This is a genomic window from Veillonella parvula (assembly GCF_032575955.1).
Taxonomy (GTDB): Bacteria; Bacillota; Negativicutes; order Veillonellales; family Veillonellaceae; genus Veillonella; species Veillonella parvula_J.
This window is the reverse complement of sequence record NZ_JAWFXN010000011.1, coordinates 18,239-40,267: the sequence shown is the minus strand read 5'-3', so window position 1 is coordinate 40,267 and position 22,029 is coordinate 18,239. Positions and strand designations below refer to the sequence as shown.

24 protein-coding genes are annotated in these 22,029 nt (G+C 40.3%); 4 read left to right on the top strand and 20 right to left on the bottom strand.

Going from position 1 to position 22,029, the window contains the following annotated elements:
• Positions 1-111: 111 nt before the first annotated feature.
• Positions 112-741 (bottom strand): hypothetical protein, encoded by a 630-nt coding sequence (locus E7L28_RS08660; protein WP_118091131.1) that lies wholly within the window; start codon positions 739-741, stop codon positions 112-114.
• Positions 742-933: 192 nt separating this feature from the next.
• Between E7L28_RS08660 and E7L28_RS08655 the strand changes: the two genes are divergently transcribed.
• From E7L28_RS08655 to E7L28_RS08645, 3 genes are all read left to right on the top strand, one after another.
• On the top strand, positions 934-1,215 hold the full coding sequence (locus E7L28_RS08655) for a type II toxin-antitoxin system RelB/DinJ family antitoxin (RefSeq protein WP_004697933.1): 282 nt from the start codon (positions 934-936) through the stop codon (positions 1,213-1,215).
• A gap of 6 nt (positions 1,216-1,221) precedes the next feature.
• The gene (locus tag E7L28_RS08650; RefSeq protein WP_021147561.1) at positions 1,222-1,494 is read left to right on the top strand and encodes a type II toxin-antitoxin system RelE/ParE family toxin; all 273 of its coding nucleotides are present in this window, start codon (positions 1,222-1,224) and stop codon (positions 1,492-1,494) included.
• Between the two features lie 228 nt (positions 1,495-1,722).
• Positions 1,723-2,070 (top strand): hypothetical protein, encoded by a 348-nt coding sequence (locus tag E7L28_RS08645; protein WP_021147560.1) that lies wholly within the window; start codon positions 1,723-1,725, stop codon positions 2,068-2,070.
• Positions 2,071-2,156: 86 nt separating this feature from the next.
• Here the strand turns inward: E7L28_RS08645 and E7L28_RS08640 are convergent, their stop codons facing one another.
• The 16 genes from E7L28_RS08640 to E7L28_RS08565 form a co-directional block, all read right to left on the bottom strand.
• Complete coding sequence (locus tag E7L28_RS08640; RefSeq protein ID WP_021147559.1) at positions 2,157-3,050, bottom strand: LPO_1073/Vpar_1526 family protein; 894 nt, start codon at positions 3,048-3,050, stop codon at positions 2,157-2,159.
• Positions 3,016-3,243, bottom strand: coding sequence for a hypothetical protein (locus E7L28_RS08635; protein ID WP_042986318.1), 228 nt, complete (start codon positions 3,241-3,243; stop codon positions 3,016-3,018). The genes E7L28_RS08640 and E7L28_RS08635 overlap by 35 nt, the downstream gene beginning before the upstream one ends.
• A gap of 204 nt (positions 3,244-3,447) precedes the next feature.
• Entirely contained in the window at positions 3,448-4,188 is a 741-nt protein-coding gene (locus tag E7L28_RS08630; protein ID WP_118091132.1) for an ABC transporter ATP-binding protein, read from the bottom strand.
• Between the two features lies 1 nt (position 4,189).
• The gene (locus tag E7L28_RS08625) at positions 4,190-4,957 is read right to left on the bottom strand and encodes an ABC transporter ATP-binding protein (RefSeq protein WP_118091133.1); all 768 of its coding nucleotides are present in this window, start codon (positions 4,955-4,957) and stop codon (positions 4,190-4,192) included.
• Positions 4,950-6,473: an ABC transporter substrate-binding protein gene (locus E7L28_RS08620; RefSeq protein WP_004697952.1), complete on the bottom strand. Its 1,524-nt coding sequence runs from the start codon at positions 6,471-6,473 to the stop codon at positions 4,950-4,952. Before E7L28_RS08620 ends, E7L28_RS08625 begins: the two co-directional genes overlap by 8 nt.
• A gap of 66 nt (positions 6,474-6,539) precedes the next feature.
• Positions 6,540-7,349 (bottom strand): ABC transporter permease, encoded by an 810-nt coding sequence (locus E7L28_RS08615; protein ID WP_004697655.1) that lies wholly within the window; start codon positions 7,347-7,349, stop codon positions 6,540-6,542.
• Positions 7,342-8,292 carry an ABC transporter permease gene (locus tag E7L28_RS08610; RefSeq protein ID WP_316711600.1) on the bottom strand — a complete coding sequence of 317 codons (951 nt, stop codon included), beginning with the start codon at positions 8,290-8,292 and terminating at the stop codon, positions 7,342-7,344. The genes E7L28_RS08615 and E7L28_RS08610 overlap by 8 nt, the downstream gene beginning before the upstream one ends.
• 211 nt (positions 8,293-8,503) lie before the next feature.
• Positions 8,504-8,968 (bottom strand): HXXEE domain-containing protein, encoded by a 465-nt coding sequence (locus tag E7L28_RS08605; protein WP_316692002.1) that lies wholly within the window; start codon positions 8,966-8,968, stop codon positions 8,504-8,506.
• A 49-nt stretch (positions 8,969-9,017) separates the two neighbouring features.
• Complete coding sequence (locus E7L28_RS08600; RefSeq protein WP_316692003.1) at positions 9,018-9,644, bottom strand: GyrI-like domain-containing protein; 627 nt, start codon at positions 9,642-9,644, stop codon at positions 9,018-9,020.
• Positions 9,645-9,910: 266 nt separating this feature from the next.
• Positions 9,911-10,498, bottom strand: a complete 588-nt coding sequence (locus tag E7L28_RS08595; protein ID WP_316711599.1) for a hypothetical protein — start codon at positions 10,496-10,498, stop codon at positions 9,911-9,913.
• A gap of 266 nt (positions 10,499-10,764) precedes the next feature.
• Positions 10,765-11,526: an SDR family NAD(P)-dependent oxidoreductase gene (locus E7L28_RS08590; RefSeq protein ID WP_287509894.1), complete on the bottom strand. Its 762-nt coding sequence runs from the start codon at positions 11,524-11,526 to the stop codon at positions 10,765-10,767.
• A gap of 111 nt (positions 11,527-11,637) precedes the next feature.
• Positions 11,638-12,396 (bottom strand): SDR family NAD(P)-dependent oxidoreductase, encoded by a 759-nt coding sequence (locus E7L28_RS08585; protein WP_316069162.1) that lies wholly within the window; start codon positions 12,394-12,396, stop codon positions 11,638-11,640.
• Between the two features lie 486 nt (positions 12,397-12,882).
• The gene (locus E7L28_RS08580; protein WP_316711598.1) at positions 12,883-13,884 is read right to left on the bottom strand and encodes an electron transfer flavoprotein subunit alpha/FixB family protein; all 1,002 of its coding nucleotides are present in this window, start codon (positions 13,882-13,884) and stop codon (positions 12,883-12,885) included.
• Complete coding sequence (locus E7L28_RS08575) at positions 13,884-14,873, bottom strand: electron transfer flavoprotein subunit beta/FixA family protein (protein WP_316711597.1); 990 nt, start codon at positions 14,871-14,873, stop codon at positions 13,884-13,886. The genes E7L28_RS08580 and E7L28_RS08575 overlap by 1 nt, the downstream gene beginning before the upstream one ends.
• A 4-nt stretch (positions 14,874-14,877) precedes the next feature.
• Positions 14,878-15,156 carry a ferredoxin family protein gene (locus tag E7L28_RS08570; protein ID WP_278470881.1) on the bottom strand — a complete coding sequence of 93 codons (279 nt, stop codon included), beginning with the start codon at positions 15,154-15,156 and terminating at the stop codon, positions 14,878-14,880.
• Complete coding sequence (locus tag E7L28_RS08565; protein ID WP_278470884.1) at positions 15,153-16,460, bottom strand: FAD-dependent oxidoreductase; 1,308 nt, start codon at positions 16,458-16,460, stop codon at positions 15,153-15,155. Before E7L28_RS08565 ends, E7L28_RS08570 begins: the two co-directional genes overlap by 4 nt.
• A 388-nt stretch (positions 16,461-16,848) precedes the next feature.
• On the opposite strand from E7L28_RS08565, the gene E7L28_RS08560 reads away from it, so the two are divergent.
• Positions 16,849-17,310 (top strand): ArsR/SmtB family transcription factor, encoded by a 462-nt coding sequence (locus tag E7L28_RS08560; protein ID WP_316711595.1) that lies wholly within the window; start codon positions 16,849-16,851, stop codon positions 17,308-17,310.
• A gap of 157 nt (positions 17,311-17,467) precedes the next feature.
• On the opposite strand, the gene E7L28_RS08555 is transcribed toward E7L28_RS08560, so the two are convergent.
• The 3 genes from E7L28_RS08555 to E7L28_RS08545 form a co-directional block, all read right to left on the bottom strand.
• Positions 17,468-18,790 (bottom strand): pyridoxal phosphate-dependent aminotransferase, encoded by a 1,323-nt coding sequence (locus E7L28_RS08555; RefSeq protein ID WP_118091141.1) that lies wholly within the window; start codon positions 18,788-18,790, stop codon positions 17,468-17,470.
• Between the two features lie 436 nt (positions 18,791-19,226).
• The gene (locus E7L28_RS08550; protein ID WP_316069157.1) at positions 19,227-21,095 is read right to left on the bottom strand and encodes a TonB-dependent receptor plug domain-containing protein; all 1,869 of its coding nucleotides are present in this window, start codon (positions 21,093-21,095) and stop codon (positions 19,227-19,229) included.
• 22 nt (positions 21,096-21,117) lie between these two features.
• A complete protein-coding gene (locus E7L28_RS08545; protein ID WP_004697851.1) occupies positions 21,118-22,029 on the bottom strand; it encodes an ABC transporter substrate-binding protein in 912 nt (303 codons plus the stop codon).

Genomic DNA, 22,029 nt, shown 5'->3' with positions numbered 1-22,029 from the left:
TATCTCCACTATCTAAAAAAATCCCCCAGAGCTACAACTCTGAGGGACTTCGTAGTTAATTGCACAACTATCAATTGGCTATCTAGAATATACTACACTTAAAGTATTTTTTCAATATTCTACACGCTTAATCATTTCTCTAGCTCGCTCAACAGAAACTGGCTCATTAAACAAAAACACGTGATTCTGTCCCTCATATTCCCAAGATGCCAAATACACAGCATCATCCACCATTCGATAGGTTACCGTCATCCCATTTACAACATCTGTTTTTTGAGGTAAGTAATCCTTATAATCGCCTGCGATATTACCTGATAGAGTCGATACACGATACTTAATATATTTCGGCATATCATCTACACGATCAAAATATCTCCCTTTTAAAAGCTCATGATAGGCATGCACGACTTGTAATACATCGTGATCCACAATAGATACATGTACAGGACATAATCCCCCTAATCCACTTGGCAAATGCGGTTTAAAGTTCAAATGCTGTTTAGCCTCATATAGAGTATCAAACACCTCTAGCGATTGACCTTTACGAGTGCTTCTATAATCCTCATCAGTCATAGTGCAACTTCCAAGTCTATCTGGACAAGGAAACTCATTTCGATCACCATAAGGCTGATTATAAATAGAATTACCATTAAGACGGAACCGCATCAAGTCATCTGCGGATGCAACATTGATGGAACCTATGAAAGCTAATGCAGACAATGCACACACAATCTTTTTCATGATACATTCCCCTGTAAACAAACTACATTTATTAAGTAAATTATATCACTTAAAATTCTAATATTTTTATATTCTTATATTTATAAGGATTTTCTCTACAGAAAAAGAAAAGCATTTTGATTGCAAAATGCAATCATTTGATTGCGAATATAAATTATTTGCATTACAATATAAGTAACAGGAGGTGATACTATGGCTAAAACAGCCTCTATCAGTTTGCGTATCGAGCCAGCTGTAAAAGCACAATTAGAAGCATTATATGCTAGCTTTGGCATATCCGTAACTGATGCGATTAATATTTTTCTCCACACATCACTAATGGAAGGTGGATTTCCATTTCAACCTAAACAACCTCGTTATAATGCAGAAACAGAAGCTGCTATTCAAGAAACGAAAGATATATTAGCAGGAAAAGTAAAAGCAAAATCATATGCTAATGTAAAAGAAATGATTGAGGATTTAGGATTGGAGTAATCAGTTATGTTGAGATTAGTGCTTAGCAGTAAGTTCAAAAAGGACCTAAAGCGCTCCAAGAAACGCGGTAAAGATCTCAATAAACTCTATTCAATCATCACTAAATTACAGAATCAAACGCTATTAGATCCTAGTTATAAAGATCATCCATTAACAGGAAACTACGAAGGCTTTAGAGAATTACACATCGAGCCAGATTGGCTTCTAATTTATGCAATTAAAGATGATATGTTAGTATTATCTTTAACTCGCACAGGCAGTCACTCAGATTTATTCTAACCAAGTTAAAGAGGAATGCGAAAGCATTCCTCTATTCTATTTCCCCAAAAAATTTAAAACAGCTATCATCATAAATCTATCACATTTGATAGTATCTATCGTAAATTATTCTACTATTCAAAATTACTGTAGATGCTATAATGTACTCAACAAAAGGAACAGGTGCTCATATGATACTAAATGCACTTTTCCAAAACTATAGTTAGTAGTTTATAAAAGGAGATCATCATGACACATACACAATTAACACAACTCGTGCAAGCTTTATTAGATGCACCTACAAGCAACCCTACAGTAAAAGAATTTGCTCAATCTTGGATCAACGCAGAAGGCAAACCTGAGCAAGAAGAGCTTACAAAACAACTCGTACCATTAGCAGAGCAAAACATTGCACTCATCGATGAAACAATCGGCTTTGCAGGCTCTGAATTAGCTACACAAATCCTTGGCGAAGAAGGCGCAGCTAACCTATTACAACATGCTAAAGACATTAAAGCAAAAGGCGCTGAATTCTGCGACTGCCCTGGTTGCGTAGCTGCTAAAAATATAATTGATTTGAAAGCGAAAATTGAATAAACCTATATATTTCAAATTAACTATTAAGTGGTTACCGACGTATTGCTGGCAACCACTTTTTTATCATATTAAATAAGCATATGTAACTAATCTATACTGGACTCACTATTAGAAGAATTACAACTAAGCCAAGTCTCATATGGTAACAAAATATTCTGACTTCTTATATAAGTTATTGCAATCGCTTTACCAACACTCGTAAGTACTGCTTTAGATAGATATGAGTTATCCCATAATTTAATTATTTCTCTAAAACAGGGCTCTGTATTAAGTAATTCATTCATATCATTTGGATCATTAGAAATTCCAACACCAAAACATACCTCCATATAAGGCTCAAACGTAGCAAAAGCGGGATGCATAAACGCATTAGTTGGAGTAATACATCTACTATAAGCTAAATGATCAAATACGATTTCAGTATTAGTATTAGTACATTTTTTTATAAACTCTAAAACAATGTTAAAATAATCTATGATTTCATATCTATTAACTGCGTGATTTTTAACATATCGCATAAAGAAAATAGCAGCCAATATATTTAAATGTTCTTTAGTTAATAAATTAATTACATTTAAGGATTCATTTAATATAATTTTACTTAGGTCATCTTCATGCTGATTGACTCGTTCTATTAAAAGTGTTATTAGCAAATCTTCAACATCTTTATCACCCGACTTTGCATACGCAATTTGCGCATTTACCAATGTATATTGCATATCAGGGTCTTGAAAGACTTCAGGCTTTATAAGTCCTCTCTCCGCTAACTTTTGAAGAAATCCATTTATAAGTTCTTCAGCTCTTTTAGTTGCAATAGCTTCTGCGGCTTCCTTCAATTTATAAAAATTTAACTGAAACAAATCATTACATATTGCTTTTGCCTCCATGTATGTTATCCCATTATTAAAATGATTAACGTCTCTTCCAGCCATAACTGTAGTTGAATTATCCCCTGTTTCTATCCTTTGTTTCTCTAACATTATTAATGTCCCCCAAATTCACATCATTATTTGACTGAATATTAATTGAATTTTTTCCTGCTCTTATCTTTTGCGATACATTTGCAGATTTACCAAAAATAGATTTTATTAATACAATTAATCCAACTACCCCTCCACTTCCTAAAACCCAAGAATTCTCCTTAATGAAATCTAGTATCGAATTAAAATCCATGTTAATTTTCCTCCAACTAACTCACTACTTATATATTTCTTCAATTTAACAAAATCTCCTGCATATATAAGTATTATTAATTTAATTTATAAAAATTATACTTATGATAATCATAATTATTGCTGGATACCTCCAAACACTTACGTACTTAAATAATAAATATATAGCAAAAGGCCCCTGTTTCAAACAGGGGCTCTTTGCTTTTTACTCACTCGCTTCCACGAGTGCTTGTGTATATGGATGTACCGCTTCTTTTAATCGTTTTGATTCGATGGTTTCTACGATTTGTCCGTCTTTCATGACGATGATTCGGTCTGTTACGGCTTGTAATAGTCCGATGTCATGGCTGACGAATACGTAGCCGAAGGGTTGTTCCGTATGGAGTTTTTGTAATAGGTCTAGCACCAGTTTTTGATTCACTGCATCAAGGGCTGATGTAGGTTCATCAAAGAGTACTAGTTTTGGATTCATCAACATTATTCGTGCTAATACAACGCGTTGCAATTGACCGCCGCTGACCTCATGCGGGTATTTGTTAACGATCGTTTCAGGTAGGTCTACATGTTGAATCCACTTACGGATATCGTCCTTTGCTGCCGCTATATCCATAAGCTCATAGTTGATATACGGCTCTAAGAGAAATGCTTCTAAGTTCATTCTCGGTGGAATCACCGCCAAGGGATTTTGGAACATCATCTGCATAGAGCGATATATTTCTGTATGATTTTGAATGGAATGGATTTCCTCACCAAAGAGTCGCAAGGTGCCAGATGTAGGTTTTTCTAGCATAGCAATCAGCCTAAGCAGCGTGCTTTTACCAGAACCACTACCACCAGCAATACCTACCCGTTCATTCTCCACTACAGAAAAAGATACATCATCAACAGCACGAACCGTATGATGGTGGTTTGTATATTGTTTACATAAATGCTCAACTTGAATCATACTACACCACTTTCATTACGGAATCTAACAAGATGCGAGTATACTCATCCTTTGGATGGGCCATGACCTCTTCGGTGGATCCCACTTCAACGAGTTGCCCCTTATTCATAACACCGATGCTATTGGCAATGCGCGCGGCCGCCTTGATATTATGAGTTACAATAATCACCGTTGCCCCAAGAGCCTGCGTTACCTCTTTCATAAGATCCAATACAGAGGCTTGCACCAGCATATCTAAGGCACTAGTCGGTTCGTCAGCAAATACGATACCAGGCTTCAAGATGAGGCTCAAGGCTATTGCTAACCGTTGTTGCATACCACCGCTCAATTGAAACGGATAGGACTGCAAGATACGCTCTCCGTCAGTTAAGTGAACAAGATTAAGCATATCTATAACGCGGCTTACATCATAGCTTTCACCATGAGCACGGAATAAATCTTTGAAGTGATTTTCTACGGTGCGATTTGGATTTAGATAGGCGCTGGGATTTTGAAAGATCATAGAAATCTTCGCGCCCCGCAATTGTCGCCAATCACCATCACTCAATGTAGAAACATCGGTGCCATTTAGCAAAATTTGGCCGCTAATGCTAGCTTGTTTTAACATGCCAAAGGCGGCACGAACTAACGTAGATTTACCAGAGCCGCTTTCACCAACGATGGCAAAGACCTCACCATTGGGCACGGAGAAGGATACATCGCGTACCGCTTGCTCCGCACCATATGAAATTGTAACCTTATCAAATACGATACAATCAGATTTATTCAATAGTAGAATCCTTTGTTAATAAGTAGTAATCGATTGGATGTACCGGTACATTTTTAACTTTTGTAGTAGATACAACTGTTGCACTTGGATACAACAAATAGATATCTGCTACGTCATCAACTAAGATTTGTTGTGCTTGTTTTGCAATATTAGAGCGTTCGTTTTGATCAAATGTTACTGACAATTGGTCGATTAACGCATCTACTTGAGGGTTAGAGTAGCCACCAACGTTTGCTTTCGCACCAGTTTTGTAGAATAAGCTGAGGAACCAGTAAGGATCGTTTGTAGACATAGTCACTACATTGCGTTCTACTAAATCAAAACCATCTGTACCAAGTGTATCTACTTCATCAGGGCTTTGTAATTTCTTAAGAGTTACAGCAATACCTGCTTTTTTCAATTCTTGTTGAATTTCTTCGTATAAGCTTGTGTCTTTACCCCAAATAGCAATAGTAATCGCTAATTCTTTGCCATCTTTTGCATACATGCCGTTTGCATTCTTAGCGTAACCAGCTTGAGTCAAGATTTGGTCAGCTTTTGCTACATCTGTCATCGGTTTATTAGCAATCGCATCATAACCTAAATTGGCAGATGGAGGGAATGGTGCTGCCCCTGGTGTAGAGCCATTGCCGATGATTTTAGCCATGGAATCATAGTTAATGATATGAGCAATAGCGGAACGCACAGCTTTATCATGCAATGGAGATGCTTCTGTGTGGTTTGCTTTCAACATAAACACACGAACGCCAGCAACGTCTTGAATATTAAAACCGTCTTTGAACAAGCTGCGGTTAGCAGAGTCCACTTTTTGAATTACGTCTACGTCTTTAGATTGCAACGCCATAGCGCGTTTGTTATTGTCTTCGATGTCTTTTACAGTTACAGTATCAAGACCTGGTTTGCCACCCCAGTAATCTGCGAAGGCTGCAAGTTCAATTGTTTCACCTTTTTTGAAAGCAGTGATTTTATAAGGGCCTGTAAGAACTGGTTTAGATGCTACATCTTTAAGATCTGCAGTATCCATGATAACAAAAGCAGGTTCAGTCAAGCTAGATAACAAGGAACCATTAGGCTCTGTAGTCTTAATAATCAAGTTTTGACCATCTACTGTGATGGACTCGATTTTAACAGCTTTAGCGGAACGAGCACTTTGTTTCATCGTATACTCAATGGACTCTTTTACCTTTTGAGGTGTCATCGGAGTACCATTGTGGAATTTTACGTTTTCACGGATGTGGAATTTCCATGTTGTAGGGTCTACATTTTCCCAAGAATCTGCCAATTGTGGGGCAAATTTCATATCCGGTGTTACAACGGCTAAGGTTTCACCTGCACCGATACGAGTCAATGTCCACGCATCCCATTCGTGAGTTGGGTCTAATGTTTCACCAAACCAATACAAACCAACATTCATATGCTTCCCTTGTTTGCCATCTTTAGCAGTATCATTGCCACAGCCAACCAAGAGAGCTACCATGCATAGCATGGACAAACATGCTAACAACCAACGTTTCATAATATCTCCTTTAAAATACATTGCCTCGTCGAGGCTTTCACCATAAAAAATCTATACACAGCACGGTTAACGAGATACATCAAGGGCATCGCGCAACGCATCACCAATATAGTTAAATAAAACAACGGTAATAAAAATAGCGAGCCCCGGATAAATTAGCAGCCACGGTGCCGTTTGTAGAAAATCTCGGGAGCTCAACAAGATAGCGCCCCACTCCGGATCCGGCGGTTGTACACCGATGCCGATGAGCGAAAAACTGGCTACCAAAATGATGGCGTCCCCTAAATGTTGAATAATAACGATCACCAACGGTGGCAATACATTCGGCAGAATATAGCGCCACAGAATTCGTAGATTTGAAGCACCTGACATACGAGCAAAGGTAATGTACTCCGCGTAGCGTTCAATCTGTACGAGGCCTCTAGTGATACGGGCATATTCCGCCCATTTCGTAATGCACAAGGAAATGATTACATTCGTTATGCTAGGTCCCATAATACCGATGAAAGCAATGGCAATCACCATGTTCGGGAACCCTAGTACCAAATCAATCAAGCGAGATAACCAACGGTCAATGCTAGGTGTAGAGAATCCTGCTAACCCACCAATAGCGATACCGATGGCCCCACTAATGCCAATGATGGTGAAAGCAATCCCTAAAGAGGCTTTACCACCGTACAGAATACGAGACCACACATCACGACCGAGTTGGTCAGTACCTAATAGATGGGTACTACTAATGTCTTGTAAGCGGTCCGCAATACTCGTCGTTTCAGGATCAAAGGGTGCTATATAGGGAGCACATAAGAAAAATACGATCCACAGAGCTGCTAATACTAACATAGCGTATAAAGTATAGGGCTTTTGTCTATTCATAAGAGCCTCCTTTTATAGCGACTCTTCGCTTCGGATTCAGCCAAACACCCAATACATCAATGATGATATTTATCACGATGAACACCAAGGTAATCCAGATGATATAGCCTTGCATCAATACATAATCGCGAGCCATAATACCCTGCACCATCATGTAGCCGATTCCTTTAATGGAGAATACCGTTTCAATAACGGCAGAACCCCCAAGCATGGCCCCCATGGTTACGCCCATCATAGGCAACAACATAAGTCCCACATGAGGGAATATGTAACGGGTGTAGACCATCCATTCTGGCAAGCCCAATGCTCGCGCCCCCTGTACAAAGGGCTGTCGCGACACTTCTAAAATAGCATTGCGCAATCGACGAATGTAGAGACCACATATCCATAAAGCAAGGGTTACCGCGGGCAATACATAGGCAGAAAAGCCATTGGTATTCGTTATCGACACTAGCTGTAATTTAACACCAAATAAGTACAGTAATAATAAACCGACCCAGAACCCAGGGATTGCTAATGCTAGGAATGTAACGAGACGAACCCCATGATCAATCCATGAGTCTTGATACTTTGCAGATAACATACCGAGCGGTATGGTTACCACTATCCCCATAACAAGAGCTAAGGATACTAGCCCCAAGGTATTAGGCAAGGCGCCACCAAGAATAGTCGCCACTGGTAAAGCATACAGAATGGACTCACCAAAGTCTCCTTGCACAATTTGACTAAGCCAACGCATATATTGTTGCCACCAAGGGTCATTGAGACCTAACTGCTCTCGTATCTGTGCAACTACAACTGGATCTGGTGTAGCCCCTACAAGATTAAACTTCATCGACACGGGATCAATAGGAGATAATTTTATCAATACAAATGTACCGATGGTAACAACAAATAAAATACCTACAATACTCGCCAAACGCTGTAGTATTAATCGATACAACACATCACCTGCCTTCTTTATCACAAAATAGCTATATTTATATTTTAACAATGGTTCAAATTTTTATATATACCCATATAGGTATATCAGAATGATTCTCATTATGAAATTTTAACATATATACCAAAACGGCTCCTCATCAATCATAGAGGAGCCGTTTTACTTAACAATATATTTGTGAAAGCTTTACTTTTACAGTCTACTCAGGCGTTTATTGTATCCGTTGAAGCATTTTAAAGCTCACAACGATATTAACGAAAATAATCAAAAGTGTTAGGAACGAATAGGCTAATAGCATATAGTTTGCCGACACTGCATCATATATCTGATATGTGCAATATCCAGCTGTGATAATGCCGCTGAGGACACCCGGTATATACTGTCGCAGAAATATACTTTGAAATACATGCCCGATCACGTGATATATATAGGCTATGATTATGGTAATATAAAAATCGAAGCTTTCAAAATATATACTTAATCCCAGTATAATCAACAAAAGTATGAATTCCTGACAGACGATGGCATTGAATCTGAAGGGGGTAAAAGTGGCTGATAAAAATTGTTGTTGCAGTTTTGGATTCCTTCGCATGAATTGTGGAAATAGAAGAATCTCTTCAAATTCGTGCAATATAAAAATGCTTGGGAATAATAAGAAAAAACTATTCAGATCCATAAAACGCCTCCTTTATAAATCCGATTAAGTTTATTATGACGCTCTATAATTATCCCTTTTTCACTTGCACACGCAACACGGTTTTCAATTTTGCGGGCTCCACCTTTCGCGCATCGGACAAATAGATTTCCCGATGCCACTCGTTGTTAGCACGTTGCAAATTATGAGCAGCGCAGAAATCATCTACTTTCATAAATGATTCCGGCTCGTCATCATAAGATCCGACGTGCAATATCTGTACGCAATCTCCATCCTCTATTGATTCAAGACGCACATCCTTAAATCGAGGCAACGATTTTTTCTTAGACACATTAACAATCGCCGCCTCCAACACTTCAGACGTCACAAAATCCGGTTGTCTGATCATCACCCGGTATTGCAGATTATTCTTGTCAAACTGCTTCGTATGCTCAATCTGCTTCCAGAGTGCCTCCAACGGATACACGGTGTAATCAAAGTATCCATCCGGCGTCACGCCTTTTTTCGGCAACATCTTTATCCCGTAGGACAACGAATATAAAGCCTCGATATCATCGGCAAAAGCCGCATGATTAGGATTTCCCACGCCATCTAGCACGAGGAACTTCATGCTCGGCACCGTAACCTGCACCGCCTGCTGCTTCGGACAATACAAATCCTTTTCGTGCTTACGCCATTCATGCTTTACTGCTGTCATAATTAACCCCTCTTTCTGAAAGAAAATATATGATTTCTTTTATGGTAAAGGAGGATTATGAAAGTTGATTAAAGAGACCCTACTAGATTAAATTTCATTGACATGCAATCTAAGGTACATTAAATTCCTTCACATTATGAAAGTTTTGCATACCAATAAAAACGGCCCCTCATATGAGGAGCCGTTCCATATAAAACCCTTACAGTGTCCATGCGAGTGCTTCACTACAGCTCGCATGCCTATCCCATTAGGCCTGGACTTTTATATTATTTTGTATGCTGTTTTGGAGCTACTGTATTAGCAACGATGGCTTTAGCCATGTCACGAGTTACAGGCCGTTCAAAATACATCCCATGAGTTTGTCCGTCTTTTGTCCAACCTATGAGATATACCATTTTATTACCGCCTTTGAAAACAACCTTTGTGCCGTTTACTTTTTCATTAGCTGTTACACGAAAATCGTTATAATCGCCGCTGATATCTTCTTTTATTTCATTGGCTATACGATGGACGATGCGTTTGCCTGCAGCTTGATTACGAGTAGCATCTTCACCAGCTTGGTAAACATAAACCACTTGCAATACATCCTTATCAATAGTACTTACAGATTCAATATTGTAACCTACAGGTAATACCTTAGGCATTTGAGGTGTAATGTTCATATATTTAGCCGCTTCATCTACAGTAGAAAACTCATGAAACGGACTTGGCATACCAACCGTTGGCGCTTCTTGTTGAGCTACCACAGATTTAGGTTGATCTGGTTTTACATCAAGAGTACCTTGAGCACCAACAACAGTATAAGAACCTACACATGCACAAGCAACTGCCATCAATACAAATTTCTTCAACATTAATATAATCTCCGCTCTCTTACAAATACATCTGTACAAACACAACACATGTATTAAGAATATTATAATATAAAAATACATTTTATAAAATATTCTTTATCAAAACTTTTTTATAATTATATCCTAAATGATAGGGAATTTCAAGTAGTTATTTCTTATATAAAGCCTTGAGTTCTATATTAGCTACTATACAAATCTATATTCCAAATGGATAGTGAGACGCTAACAAGAAGTATCTATTTCTATATATAATCCATTCCTATCTACTATTTGGCAGTAGCTAGGTAATTAAATTTTGGCCCGCTGAGCTTAAACTCGAAGCTAGTCAAATCCACCTCGCCAACACATGCATCGCTATCATAAAGGGTAAGCAAAAAGTCTGCAGTCTGTTCACTGCTATGATACTTTTCAAATGAAGCATCGTAATCAAATCCATTTTTACCTGAAGCTACATCACAAAACTCGCTTTTAGTAGCCGCAGGCGCTAAGATTTTAGCCTGCATGTTAGCATCCGTATCCTGTACAAGCTCATGATACAAGCCCTCTGTGAAAGCACTTACAAAAAATTTTGTTCCACAATACGGTACTACGCCGGGCGCTAAAAAATAGCCACCCACGGAGGAAACATTTATCAACTGTGTTTGTTTACATTTATAATCTCGCACGAATAAACTAGAAAGTATCGCAAGTGCAGTTACATTTAAATCTATCATTTTTACCATTTTTTGAATATCATGATTCCCCATGAATCCAAAATCGCCAAAGCCTGCATTATTGATAAGAGCCTTTAACTCATAGCTTTTAAGGTCATCCCAAAGTGCTAAAACATTTTCGCTACGCGAGAGATCACAAGGTTTTACAATAACGTCCGAATCAGGCGAAATGTTAGCAATCTCGTCTTTCAAATTTTCTAATAATTCTGCTCTCCGTGCAATAACGATTAAATTTTCTCCACGACGTGCAAAAGCTTTTGCCGTAGCTGCTCCTATGCCTGAACTTGCTCCTGTAATAACGATATATTTTTTCATTTTTTTGCCTTTCCTTTATAAATAAGAGTATCCGGCTTTATTGCACTTGCTTTGCCTCCTTAGTTAACATACGAGACCTTTACTCAGCTTCACATTAAATCATAGGATGTCTTATTTCTTATGCACCATAAACCCAGCTGCTTGTTGGTTCGCCATGATTGTGACATCAGAAATTTGCAAGCGTTTAGGTTGGTTTGTTACATATAGCACAACATCCGCCACATCCTCAGGTTGGATCGCATCAATGCCTGCATAGACAGCTTTAGCTCTTTCCGCATCACCGTGAAAGCGAACTTCACTAAATGGAGTCTCTACGATGCCCGGTTGAATGGTTGTGACCTTAATATCCGTTGCAATCGTATCCATGCGAATACCGTCGCTCAACGTCTTAACGGCCGCCTTTGTAGCACAGTAAACAGCACCACCTGGATATGCATAAATACCAGCGGTAGAGCCCATATTCACAATATGACCTGCATTTTTATCGATCATATAAGGTAGTACGGCTTTTGTTACATATAAAAGACCTTTCACATTCGTATCGATCATGGTCACCGCATCATCGACAGCACTATCTTGGAAAGGATCTAAACCTTGCGCAAGACCTGCGTTATTTACGAGGACATCAACGCCACCAAAAGCCTCAATTGCTGCTGGAACCTTGCTTTCAACATCCTCACGACTACGCACATCAAGAACCAACGTCTCAACGCGCACGCCGTATTCCTTAGACAAACGAGCCTGTACCTCAGCCAACACCTCAGCACGGCGGCCGGAAATCAAAACATTATCACCATACTTTGCATACGCCTCAGCAATACAAAGACCAATACCAGACGTTGCACCAGTAACAAAAACATTACGAGCCATAAAAACCTCCTTATCAATCCGAACTATATCTATATCCTAATTATACCACTTTAATACGTAATGGACTCTAGGCTACTACGCGTACCACACTCTCCTACTCCCCAAAATGACATATTGACGCATTTTAAGGTAAAACGCATAGAAATGAAAAAGGATTACCGTTCTGGAAGCGACTTTCCCTTTGTATAAATAATATGTCGGAGCATTTGTTTATAATACACTAATATTTGAGCTCTACAGCAGCAGTAAGCCAAATAGGGATACCTATTCGAAGCCGCCTTGGGCGCATTTCCCTTCTCTCTAAAATGATATGTCGGCGCAGGTGGTATTTAAAAGAACACATAAAGTGGCATATGGATTAAGGAATATGATAATAAAAAGAGGATACCCTTTCTGAAACCGACTTAGCTCGCTTTGGAGGCTTTCGGGAAGGGTATCCTCTTTCCTTATTGTATTACAATTCTAATGCCACTTTATGCACATCTTTTATTTCAAATGCGCCAACATATCATTTAAAACTTCCATGCAATCCCCCACTATCCCATAGTTAGCGTGTTGGAAGATTTCTGCATTTGGATCGTTGTTGATAGCCACGATTGTGTCAGCCCCAGAGATACCGCTCACGTGTTGAATAGCACCGGAGATACCGAATGCCAAGTATAGTTTAGGGCTTACAGTTTTACCTGTTTGGCCTACTTGGTATGGCAATTCAATCCAACCTTTTTCAACGAGAGGACGTGTAGCACCTACAACGCCGCCGATAGCATCGGCAAGTTCGTAAAGCTTATCAAAGTTTTCTTTGGAACCCATGCCACGACCACCGGCTACGATGATATCCGCTTCTTGAATGTTGTACCCAGCTTTGCTGAACGGAATGAAGTCAAGACGCTTCATACGAATATCTTCAGGTTTAAGGTCAAATGCTTCAATTTGAATGCGTCCCCAACTATCTGCAATGCGTTCAGGCTTTTTAAATACATTAGGACGGACAGAACCCATTTGTGGGCGATGATTTGGGGAAATAATTTCAGCTAAAATATTTCCCCCCAAGGCAGGGCGTGTCCATTCTACAAGGCCTTCCTCAGTATCTACTGTCAAAATGGTACAGTCAGCTACGACGCCGTTTTTCATGCGACCAGACATACGAGGTGCTAGGTCACGACCATTATTTGTTGCACCAATCAAAAGAATATTAGGCTTATGATCTTCAAAGAAGTCCGTCAAAACCTTTGTATAGCCGTCCGTTGTATAGTATTTCAAAAGAGGGCTTTCAAAAACGTGAACAATATCGGCACCATGTGCTACAAGTTCCTCCGCCTCGGATTGAACATTCTCACCAAGCAGCATAACTTGAACGAGTTGACCCAATTCCTTGGCAATACGGCGAGCTTGACCGATAAGTTCGTACGTAACCGGATGCACTACGTCATCGATGGTATCTGCTACGACAAAGACGTCTCTATATTCATCAAAATTTGTCACTCCCATTATCGATCACCTCCTTTGGAACCTTCTTCACCTTTAACAGCTGCTAAAACCTTAAACTCACTGGAGGATACACTTTCAACTGTGGCAGCCCGCTGCACAGGATCTTTTACATCTACGCCCTCATCATTGGTATCTACAGGCTCTTCAACCAGTTCTTCGCTAGGCACTAATAGATGAGAAAACTTTTCTGGCTTGATATTATAAGCCAATTCAAGAATTTTCTTAGCCCCTTCATCCACGGATGAAAGCATTTCTACCTTGCCTCGAAGCGGTGGTTGGTATACCTTGCGCACACGTGTAGGAGAGCCATTGAGACCAATACGGCTTTCATCAATATGCGGCATATCTCGCAATGTAATATGTGTAATCGTATACCGTTTAGCGTAAATCGAGCTCCAAAGACCGGGTTGGCGAGGTTCATTGAGTTCAGCCGTAGCCGTTACCAATAAAGGTAATGGAACTTCCACAATTTCGTAACCATTTTCATGTTCTCGTTTTACAATCGCTTTTTGGGCTGCTTGATCTACGGATAATTCACAAGCATAGGTAGCTTGCGCCATGCCCAATTCCTCAGCAATTTGAGGCCCTACCTGAGCCGTATCACCATCGATAGCCTGCTTGCCGCAGAAAATGATTTGGAATTCACGATTCATGGTACGTTGAATATGACGAATGGCTGAGGCAATTGTATAGCTTGTCGCCAATGTGTCTGCACCGCCAAAAGCACGGTCTGTAATGAGCACCGCATCATCCGCACCGAGGGATAAACACTCGCGAAGTGCCGCCTCGGCTTGAGGAGGCCCCATAGTGACAACGGTTACACGGCTATCTTCATATTGATCTTTTACCGCAAGAGCTGCCTCTAACGCATGCATATCATAAGGGTTTACAATACTAGGCAGACCTGTGCGGATGAGATTATTCGTTTCTGGATCCAGCTTAATCTCAGATGTATCTGGAACCTGTTTGATACATACTAATAACTCCATACACTCACCCCTGTCTAAATTCTACGCCCTTAGCGTTACGCGGATATTTCCAAGTTTTTACGATGGTTTCGCCACAGAGAACACGGCAGGTACCGCATTCAAGGCAACCAGCGAAATCAAAGGCTAAATCGCCATTCTCTTGTAATGTATATAAACCAGCAGGACAGCCATTTACGAGTTTCATTTTCTCTTCCAGATCAAAGCCAGCGCCATCCACAATGATATGAGGAGACGTTTCATCTACATAGTATTTATTGGCGCCCAAGCGCTCTTCTAATTTCATAGGGAACGCACCCCTTTCCAAGCATCACGAATCAAGGTAACTAAACCTACATCACTTACACTACTCATCAATTTTTTCATCATTGGTACTGCCCCATCACCGTTTACAGTGAATACATCGCGCATCACATTATTCACAAGAGCTGGATACTCTTTGAATATACGAGGGTTGGATGCGAGGAAGGCAGGCATATTTTTATAAAGCTTCATGTCCTTATATAGCCAAGAATTCTTGATTTGACGTTCATACAATTTAGCAACGCGTTCCATATTTTCATCGCGCAAGGCTACGTTAACCGCATCGGCTGCACACATGCCAGATTCGATGGCAAGGTCCATCCCACGAATGGTATACCCCAAGTTCATACACATGCGCGCCGCATCACCAACGATAACATACCCATTACCGCCCAACTTAGGCAGCGCTTTGAACCCGCCTTCTGGCACGAGATGCGCACTATGCTCCTTCAATTGTCCATTTTTTAATAGTGGTGCGATTCTTGGATGGCTTGTGAAAGCTAACAGCATATCATCTACCGATTTAGTAGCTTTGCCGATATCTTCAAGGCCTACAACCATACCTACAGAAAGGCTATCTTTATTCGTATAAATAAATCCACCACCTAATAGGCCATCGGTCATATCGCCCAATGTAAGCCACGCCATCCCCTCATCGCCAGATAGCATAAGGCGATTTTCAAGATCCTCTTTTTTGAGTTTATATACCTCTTTTACCCCTACAGCCATTGTTCTTGGATCTGTAGGGCCTGTAAGACCAGCCTGTTCCAATAATAATGTATTAGAACCTTCTGCGATAACAACTAGTTTTGCATATACTTCATCATCGTGACAACGAACCCCTATTACGCGGCGATGTTTTCCTTCACCTTCGGTAATAAGCTCTGTTACCTGTACATTAGATACGAGGAGAGCCCCTTTTTTCTCTGCCTCTTCTGCTAGCCATTTATCAAATTTAGCACGCAATACTACGTAGGATTCTTCATTAGGTTCACCATCTTCGTAACTATACTCGATGGTGGTCATTTCATTACCTGTACCAATAGAAATGCGCTCTTTTGTTACCTTTCGTTCCAACGGCGCACGGTCTCTAAAGTCCGGTACAAGACGCTCCAAAGAATGTGTATAGATGCGTCCACCCATCATATTTTTAGCACCTGGTGCGGTCCCACGTTCGATAAGTAAAACTTTTACCCTCTGCTCCGCAAGGCGTAATGCTGCCGCAGAACCCGCTGGCCCTGCGCCAACAACGATAACATCAAATGTTTCATTGCGATCAATTGCCATATACTCAGCTCCTTTAAATGAAAGCTTAGACTTACATAAGTTCATATAGTATATATATTTCTCTATTTAGAACCAAAATACCTTTAAAAATTATCACAGAAAGATGAATATATTCTATATTTTTCAGGAATATATTATAAAAGTCTCTACAGGTTGTATATATACTCATTATATATTAATACTAATGTATACTTTCCCTTCTAAATAAGTGCAATAAAATTCATCAATTCGTGAAATTTATAAGTAAGTCTAGCTTTCACGGTGAAAGTAGCGTATGATAAAAGTAGCAAAAACCCTATACGGAGCAAGACGCGTATAATACGACCGCATAATGCAAGTCCACGGTCAAGGTTGGGAACTCGTTATTTTTTAATTAAGAGGAGGCCCTATGGACCCGTTAAAAATCTTGAAAGCATTATCCAATCCGCATCGGTTAGATATTATATTGTGGCTAAAACACCCAGAGAAAGAATTCGGTGTACAAGTACACGCTAATACGCTTATCGACTTTCCATATAGTGTAAGCGTTAAGAGTATACAAAAGCGCTGCGGTGTATCGCAATCTTCTATTTCTACATTTATGAGCATCTTAGAGAATGCTGAACTTGTAGAATCGCGTAAAATCGACCAATATACCTATTTCCGTCGCAACGAAGAGGTTATTCACGAATTTGGCGAATGGTACAACAAAGAAGTATCCATACAGTCTGACGAAATTGACAAATTATTAGAAACGGTTATCTTAGAAGACACTTCATATCCATCAATTGATGAAAGCTCCATACCTAGCGAGCAACTGGCAGTCGAAATACGTACTAAGGGACCGCAGCATGATAAAGAAAGTAAATAAAAGCCCTTCCCTACTTACCATATCTAGGGAAAAACGAAAAGAGCTATAATATTCAAAATTATAGCTCTTTTTTATGTGATACTATACCACTTATAGTATATATACAGCTCATAACTTAAAAAGAGTGCCTTCCCATTTGGGAGGGCACTCTTTACTTTTATACATTTCGTTGTGCTTCGTAAGCTCTGAATAGTTTAGATAATAATTCAGGAGCCAAGCGCAATAAATCTGGGTTTTCACAGAAAGACACACGCAATTGTGTTTTACCAGGGTTATTATCGCCATTTTTACCGCTATAGAAGCCATTGAGCGGCGCCATGAGGAGTGTATATTCCTTGCCATCATCAAGGCTTACTGCACCGTGTTCGGCACACCAAGAAGCAAATTCTACACCATCAAAGCCAGGTTTTGCAACCTTTCTCACGTCGATTACAAAGTAAATAGACGCTTCAGGGCGAGACACGATAAAGTCCGGTTCTGCCTCTTTAAAACCTTTGTGGAGTTCAAAGATCATTTGACGATAGTAGTCGCGTTGTTGCTCATACCAGTTGTGCAATTGCGCGTAGGACTCATGTTTCAATGCGCCAAAGATATATTGGCCCAATGTATTAGCGCTGAGGTTTGCCGTATATTCCGCAACAGATTTTTCATAACATAATTTATTATCCGTAATGATAGCTCCAATGCGAAGGCCACACGCATTCCAAACCTTACTAGCTGTTTCAAGGCTAATACGGCGGCCTTCGATGCCAGGCACATCTTTATCGGTTAAAGCCCAAATACTAGATGTTTCTTTCCCCTTTTCATAAGCCAATTCGCGGTACGCTTCGTCAGAGATAATCCACAAATTATGTTTAACGCACAATTTTGTATATTCAATGAGCGTTTCTTTGCTAAACAATTGACCAGTCGGATTGTCATAAGGAATGATGAGCAACGCACCAGGTTTTGTGTCGATAATGCGCTTCTCTACAGTCTCTACGGACGGCAATTCAAACTCACCATTTTCATTAAGCTCCCGCTCTACAGTAACCGTTTTACGGCCTATGCGAAGACCTACTGCATCATAGTTTGTATAAGAAGGGTTGAACATCAAGAGAGGGCGTTCCTCTTCGCCTGCACCACCACATACGCCGAGCATGATGATTTCCATCGCCATGGATGCACCGTCTGTTACGAGTACATCGAGGCCTGTTGTATCAAAACCTTGACTGCGCAAAATATGTAGAAATGCTTCACGGCATTCATCAGTGCCCGTAGTTGGTACGTATGGCACAATGCCATTGTGGAACGGACTATTAACACCACCCAAATCAAACAACCTACGCTGCATGGCGGGATGCATAGGACGCATTACATTGCCAATAGAACCATTCACCAAGATAGGTGGGTTCTTACGTTCCAAGAATTTAATTTGTCCTAGGCGAATGCCAGACGGCTTGCGAGCCATCATATACGGCGATAATTCTGGTTGTTTCATTTCGATCCAACTCCTCTAAAAATCAACCTTCTCCATGGGAAGGTTTTGATAACTGTGAAAGTAACAAAACATTTACTATACAAGCAAATATATGTGTACATCACAAAACATAAACTATGAATACCTATAGATAGATACATAATATTATAGAGCTTTTACTATAGAAAATCTATAGTTTTATAACATATACTTATTTACCTATACCTAATTTATCGGTTATTGAAAATAACTCTCATGGTGCTTAGTGCGGTCTCAATATATCATCAAAAATTATAATAAAAATGAAAGAGCCCCATAAGAGGCTCTTTCACCATGATATAGATTACATTTTGAAGCTATACAAATAACTATGATGTAATTGTCAATTATTAGTATAGCTTTATAATCGAACGATTACAGTAGTTATATCTATTAGCCATTGCAGTAGTTATATCTATTAGATAGTCACTTCTACACCTAGACGGAAGTTGCGACCTTGACCTGGCCACCAGTCACCAGGGTTACCCCAACGAACGCTAGATTGTTCCGCATAGTATGTATCAAAGATATTATTGATACGACCAAATACAGTAACATTTTCGCGTACCCGATAGTTAGCGCTGATATCAGCCAACCAGTATGTTTTACGTGGAAATACATTATCTGCTGTACCAGGACGATTGATAATACCACGAATATCCAAATGAGCATCCCATTTAGCATCGTTGTAATCAAGGCCTGCGTTAACAGCATGTTTTGGTACATATCCATCACGGTTTGCTTTGCGAGTTGGTGTTGCATCGATATGAGTATACGTATAGCCAAGACGTGCGGACAAGTGATTAGTCAATTGTTTACGCACATCCGCATTGATGCCACGAGCTTTTTCAGTGTCAAAATTGCGATATTGACCTGTGAAGTTTGCCGGATCAGTCATAACCCAACCGATCTTATCCTTTGTACTACGGCTAAAGAAGCTGAGATTACCATTCCAAGTTTTACCGAATTTATGGTGTACACCTAAATCAAATTCATGACCTGTTTCAGGTTTCAAGTTGCGGTTGCCATTGAAACCATCAAATAATTGGTATGGTGTAGGTGCCAAGAAGTACTCTTTATACGCAGCATACACATTTGTCTTCTCATTTACATCATAGCCAAGGCTGATGGATGGAGATGTATGTGTACCGAAAGCAGAATGATGGTCTACACGGATACCAGGCGTTACAGTCCACTTAGGAGCGAATTTCCATTCATCTTGAATGAAGTAAGACGCATTCGTAAGCTTCACGCCACCCATGTTAACCACTTTATCTTGACGCCAGTCGAAGCCGCCTACAACGGTATGGTCTTTTGCTTTATACGTAACTTGATCGCCGATACCACGAGTCTTCACATCTGTTAAGTACCCATCGTATGTTGTTTTGTAGTGATTGTTCATCAAGTATAATTGATGGCTCCAACGATTGCTGATTTTGTTGTTCCAAATAGCGCGTAAGGAGTCATTTGCTTCATTACCATAACGAATGTGATTAAGGGCACCCAAATGGTCGGAGTACATTACATCACCACGATATGTGTCGTAAGATATTTTTACATCGTTCTTATCATTGATTGTATTGCCCACCATGAAGGATGCAGTATGGCTGTTGCCATGTTGAGGAATGCGCACGCCATGACCATCTTTGTAGGAGCCAATGATATCTTTTTGTACGCCTACACGCCAGTACCAATCTTTTTTGCTACCTTCGTTTGTAATAGCGTATTGTTCTAAATCATTGCTGCCTCCCATCACACGAAGTTTAGTTTGTACCCCTTGCTCAGGTTTTGCAGTGATTACGTTTACTACACCACCGATGGCACCGGAACCATACAATGTAGAGCCTGCACCACGTTGGACTTCAATGCGGTCAATGCTAGACATATCTTTCAAAATAGTCATCGGCGGATTCACACCTGCTGCGCCCATATTGATGCCATCTACCAAATACAATACTTGGTCAGACCCATTGATGCGGAATGCATTGGAGTTCGTGTAACCTACGCCACCACCATACGTATTAATATCTACGCCCGGTACGATGTTCAAGGCTTCGTTCATATTCGTAGCATGGCGCTCACGAATATCGTCACCTGTTACTACGCCTACACTAGCTGGCACTTCTGAAAGTTGTTGTTCACTACGAGTTGCGGTAACAACAATGGTATGCGCTTCTTTCGCATCACCAGCTTCAACAGCTAATACATTAGGAGCACTCAAAGTGCTACCAAATACGAGGGCTAACCCTACGTATAGGGATAATCGTTGCATTCTTGATACTTTCATAAAAACCTCCACACACACTAAATTACTTGCTATATATATTTTGTGCCATAGAAACCATTGCGCGGGTCATAAATTGGGAATAAGTCATGACCTGCGATGAATCTACGAAGAACACACGGCGATTGGCGATGGCCTTAACCCCTTGCAAAGCAGGATCAGAATAGAGTTGTTCTGCCGTTGCTGGCGTAGTACCATCAGAAGTATAAGCCACCGATGGGATGATAATAATATCCGGATTCGCTTTAATTAAATCCTCTCGCGTTCCATTATCAAAAGGTCCTAAGCCTAATTGAGCCGCCGCATTGGTAACCTTCAGATATTTAGTCATATCATCAAAGGTTGATCCCTTGCCGCCGGTTAAACCAAATTGCGTATAAAATGCCACTACAGGGCGTTCACCGGTATGTTTATTTGCTAATTCTTCGACAGTTTTCAAATCTGCATCCATACTAGCAATCATCTTTTCATCAGAAGCATGTAAAAGTCCAGCAATTTCATGGATAACTGCTTTTGCTTCCTCTACCGTAGTCGGAGTCTTATAGACGTAAACAGGAATTTGCATATTTCGCATTTCCCCAATCGCATCTGGAGACATCCAGTTTGGAACTAACACTAAATCAGGTTGTACAGATAGCATGGATTCAGCAGTTGCTTTCACATGTTTCTCAACCTTGGCAGACTCGTCAGGCACATTGTTAGGTACCGTGCCAACAGCTGCCACTCGGCTCGGATCAACCAAAGATAACACGATATCCTCTGTGCTCGCAGCGACGGGAACGATGCGCTTCGGCTCGTTAGGCACCGTAACGGCTACCCCTGTACCATCCGTAACTTGATGTGTGGTGCCCGTAGTCCCCGTCTGCGTAGGACCACAGCCGACCACCAGAAGTACCATCATTAATATGGTACATATAATAGATATTCTTTGTTTCAT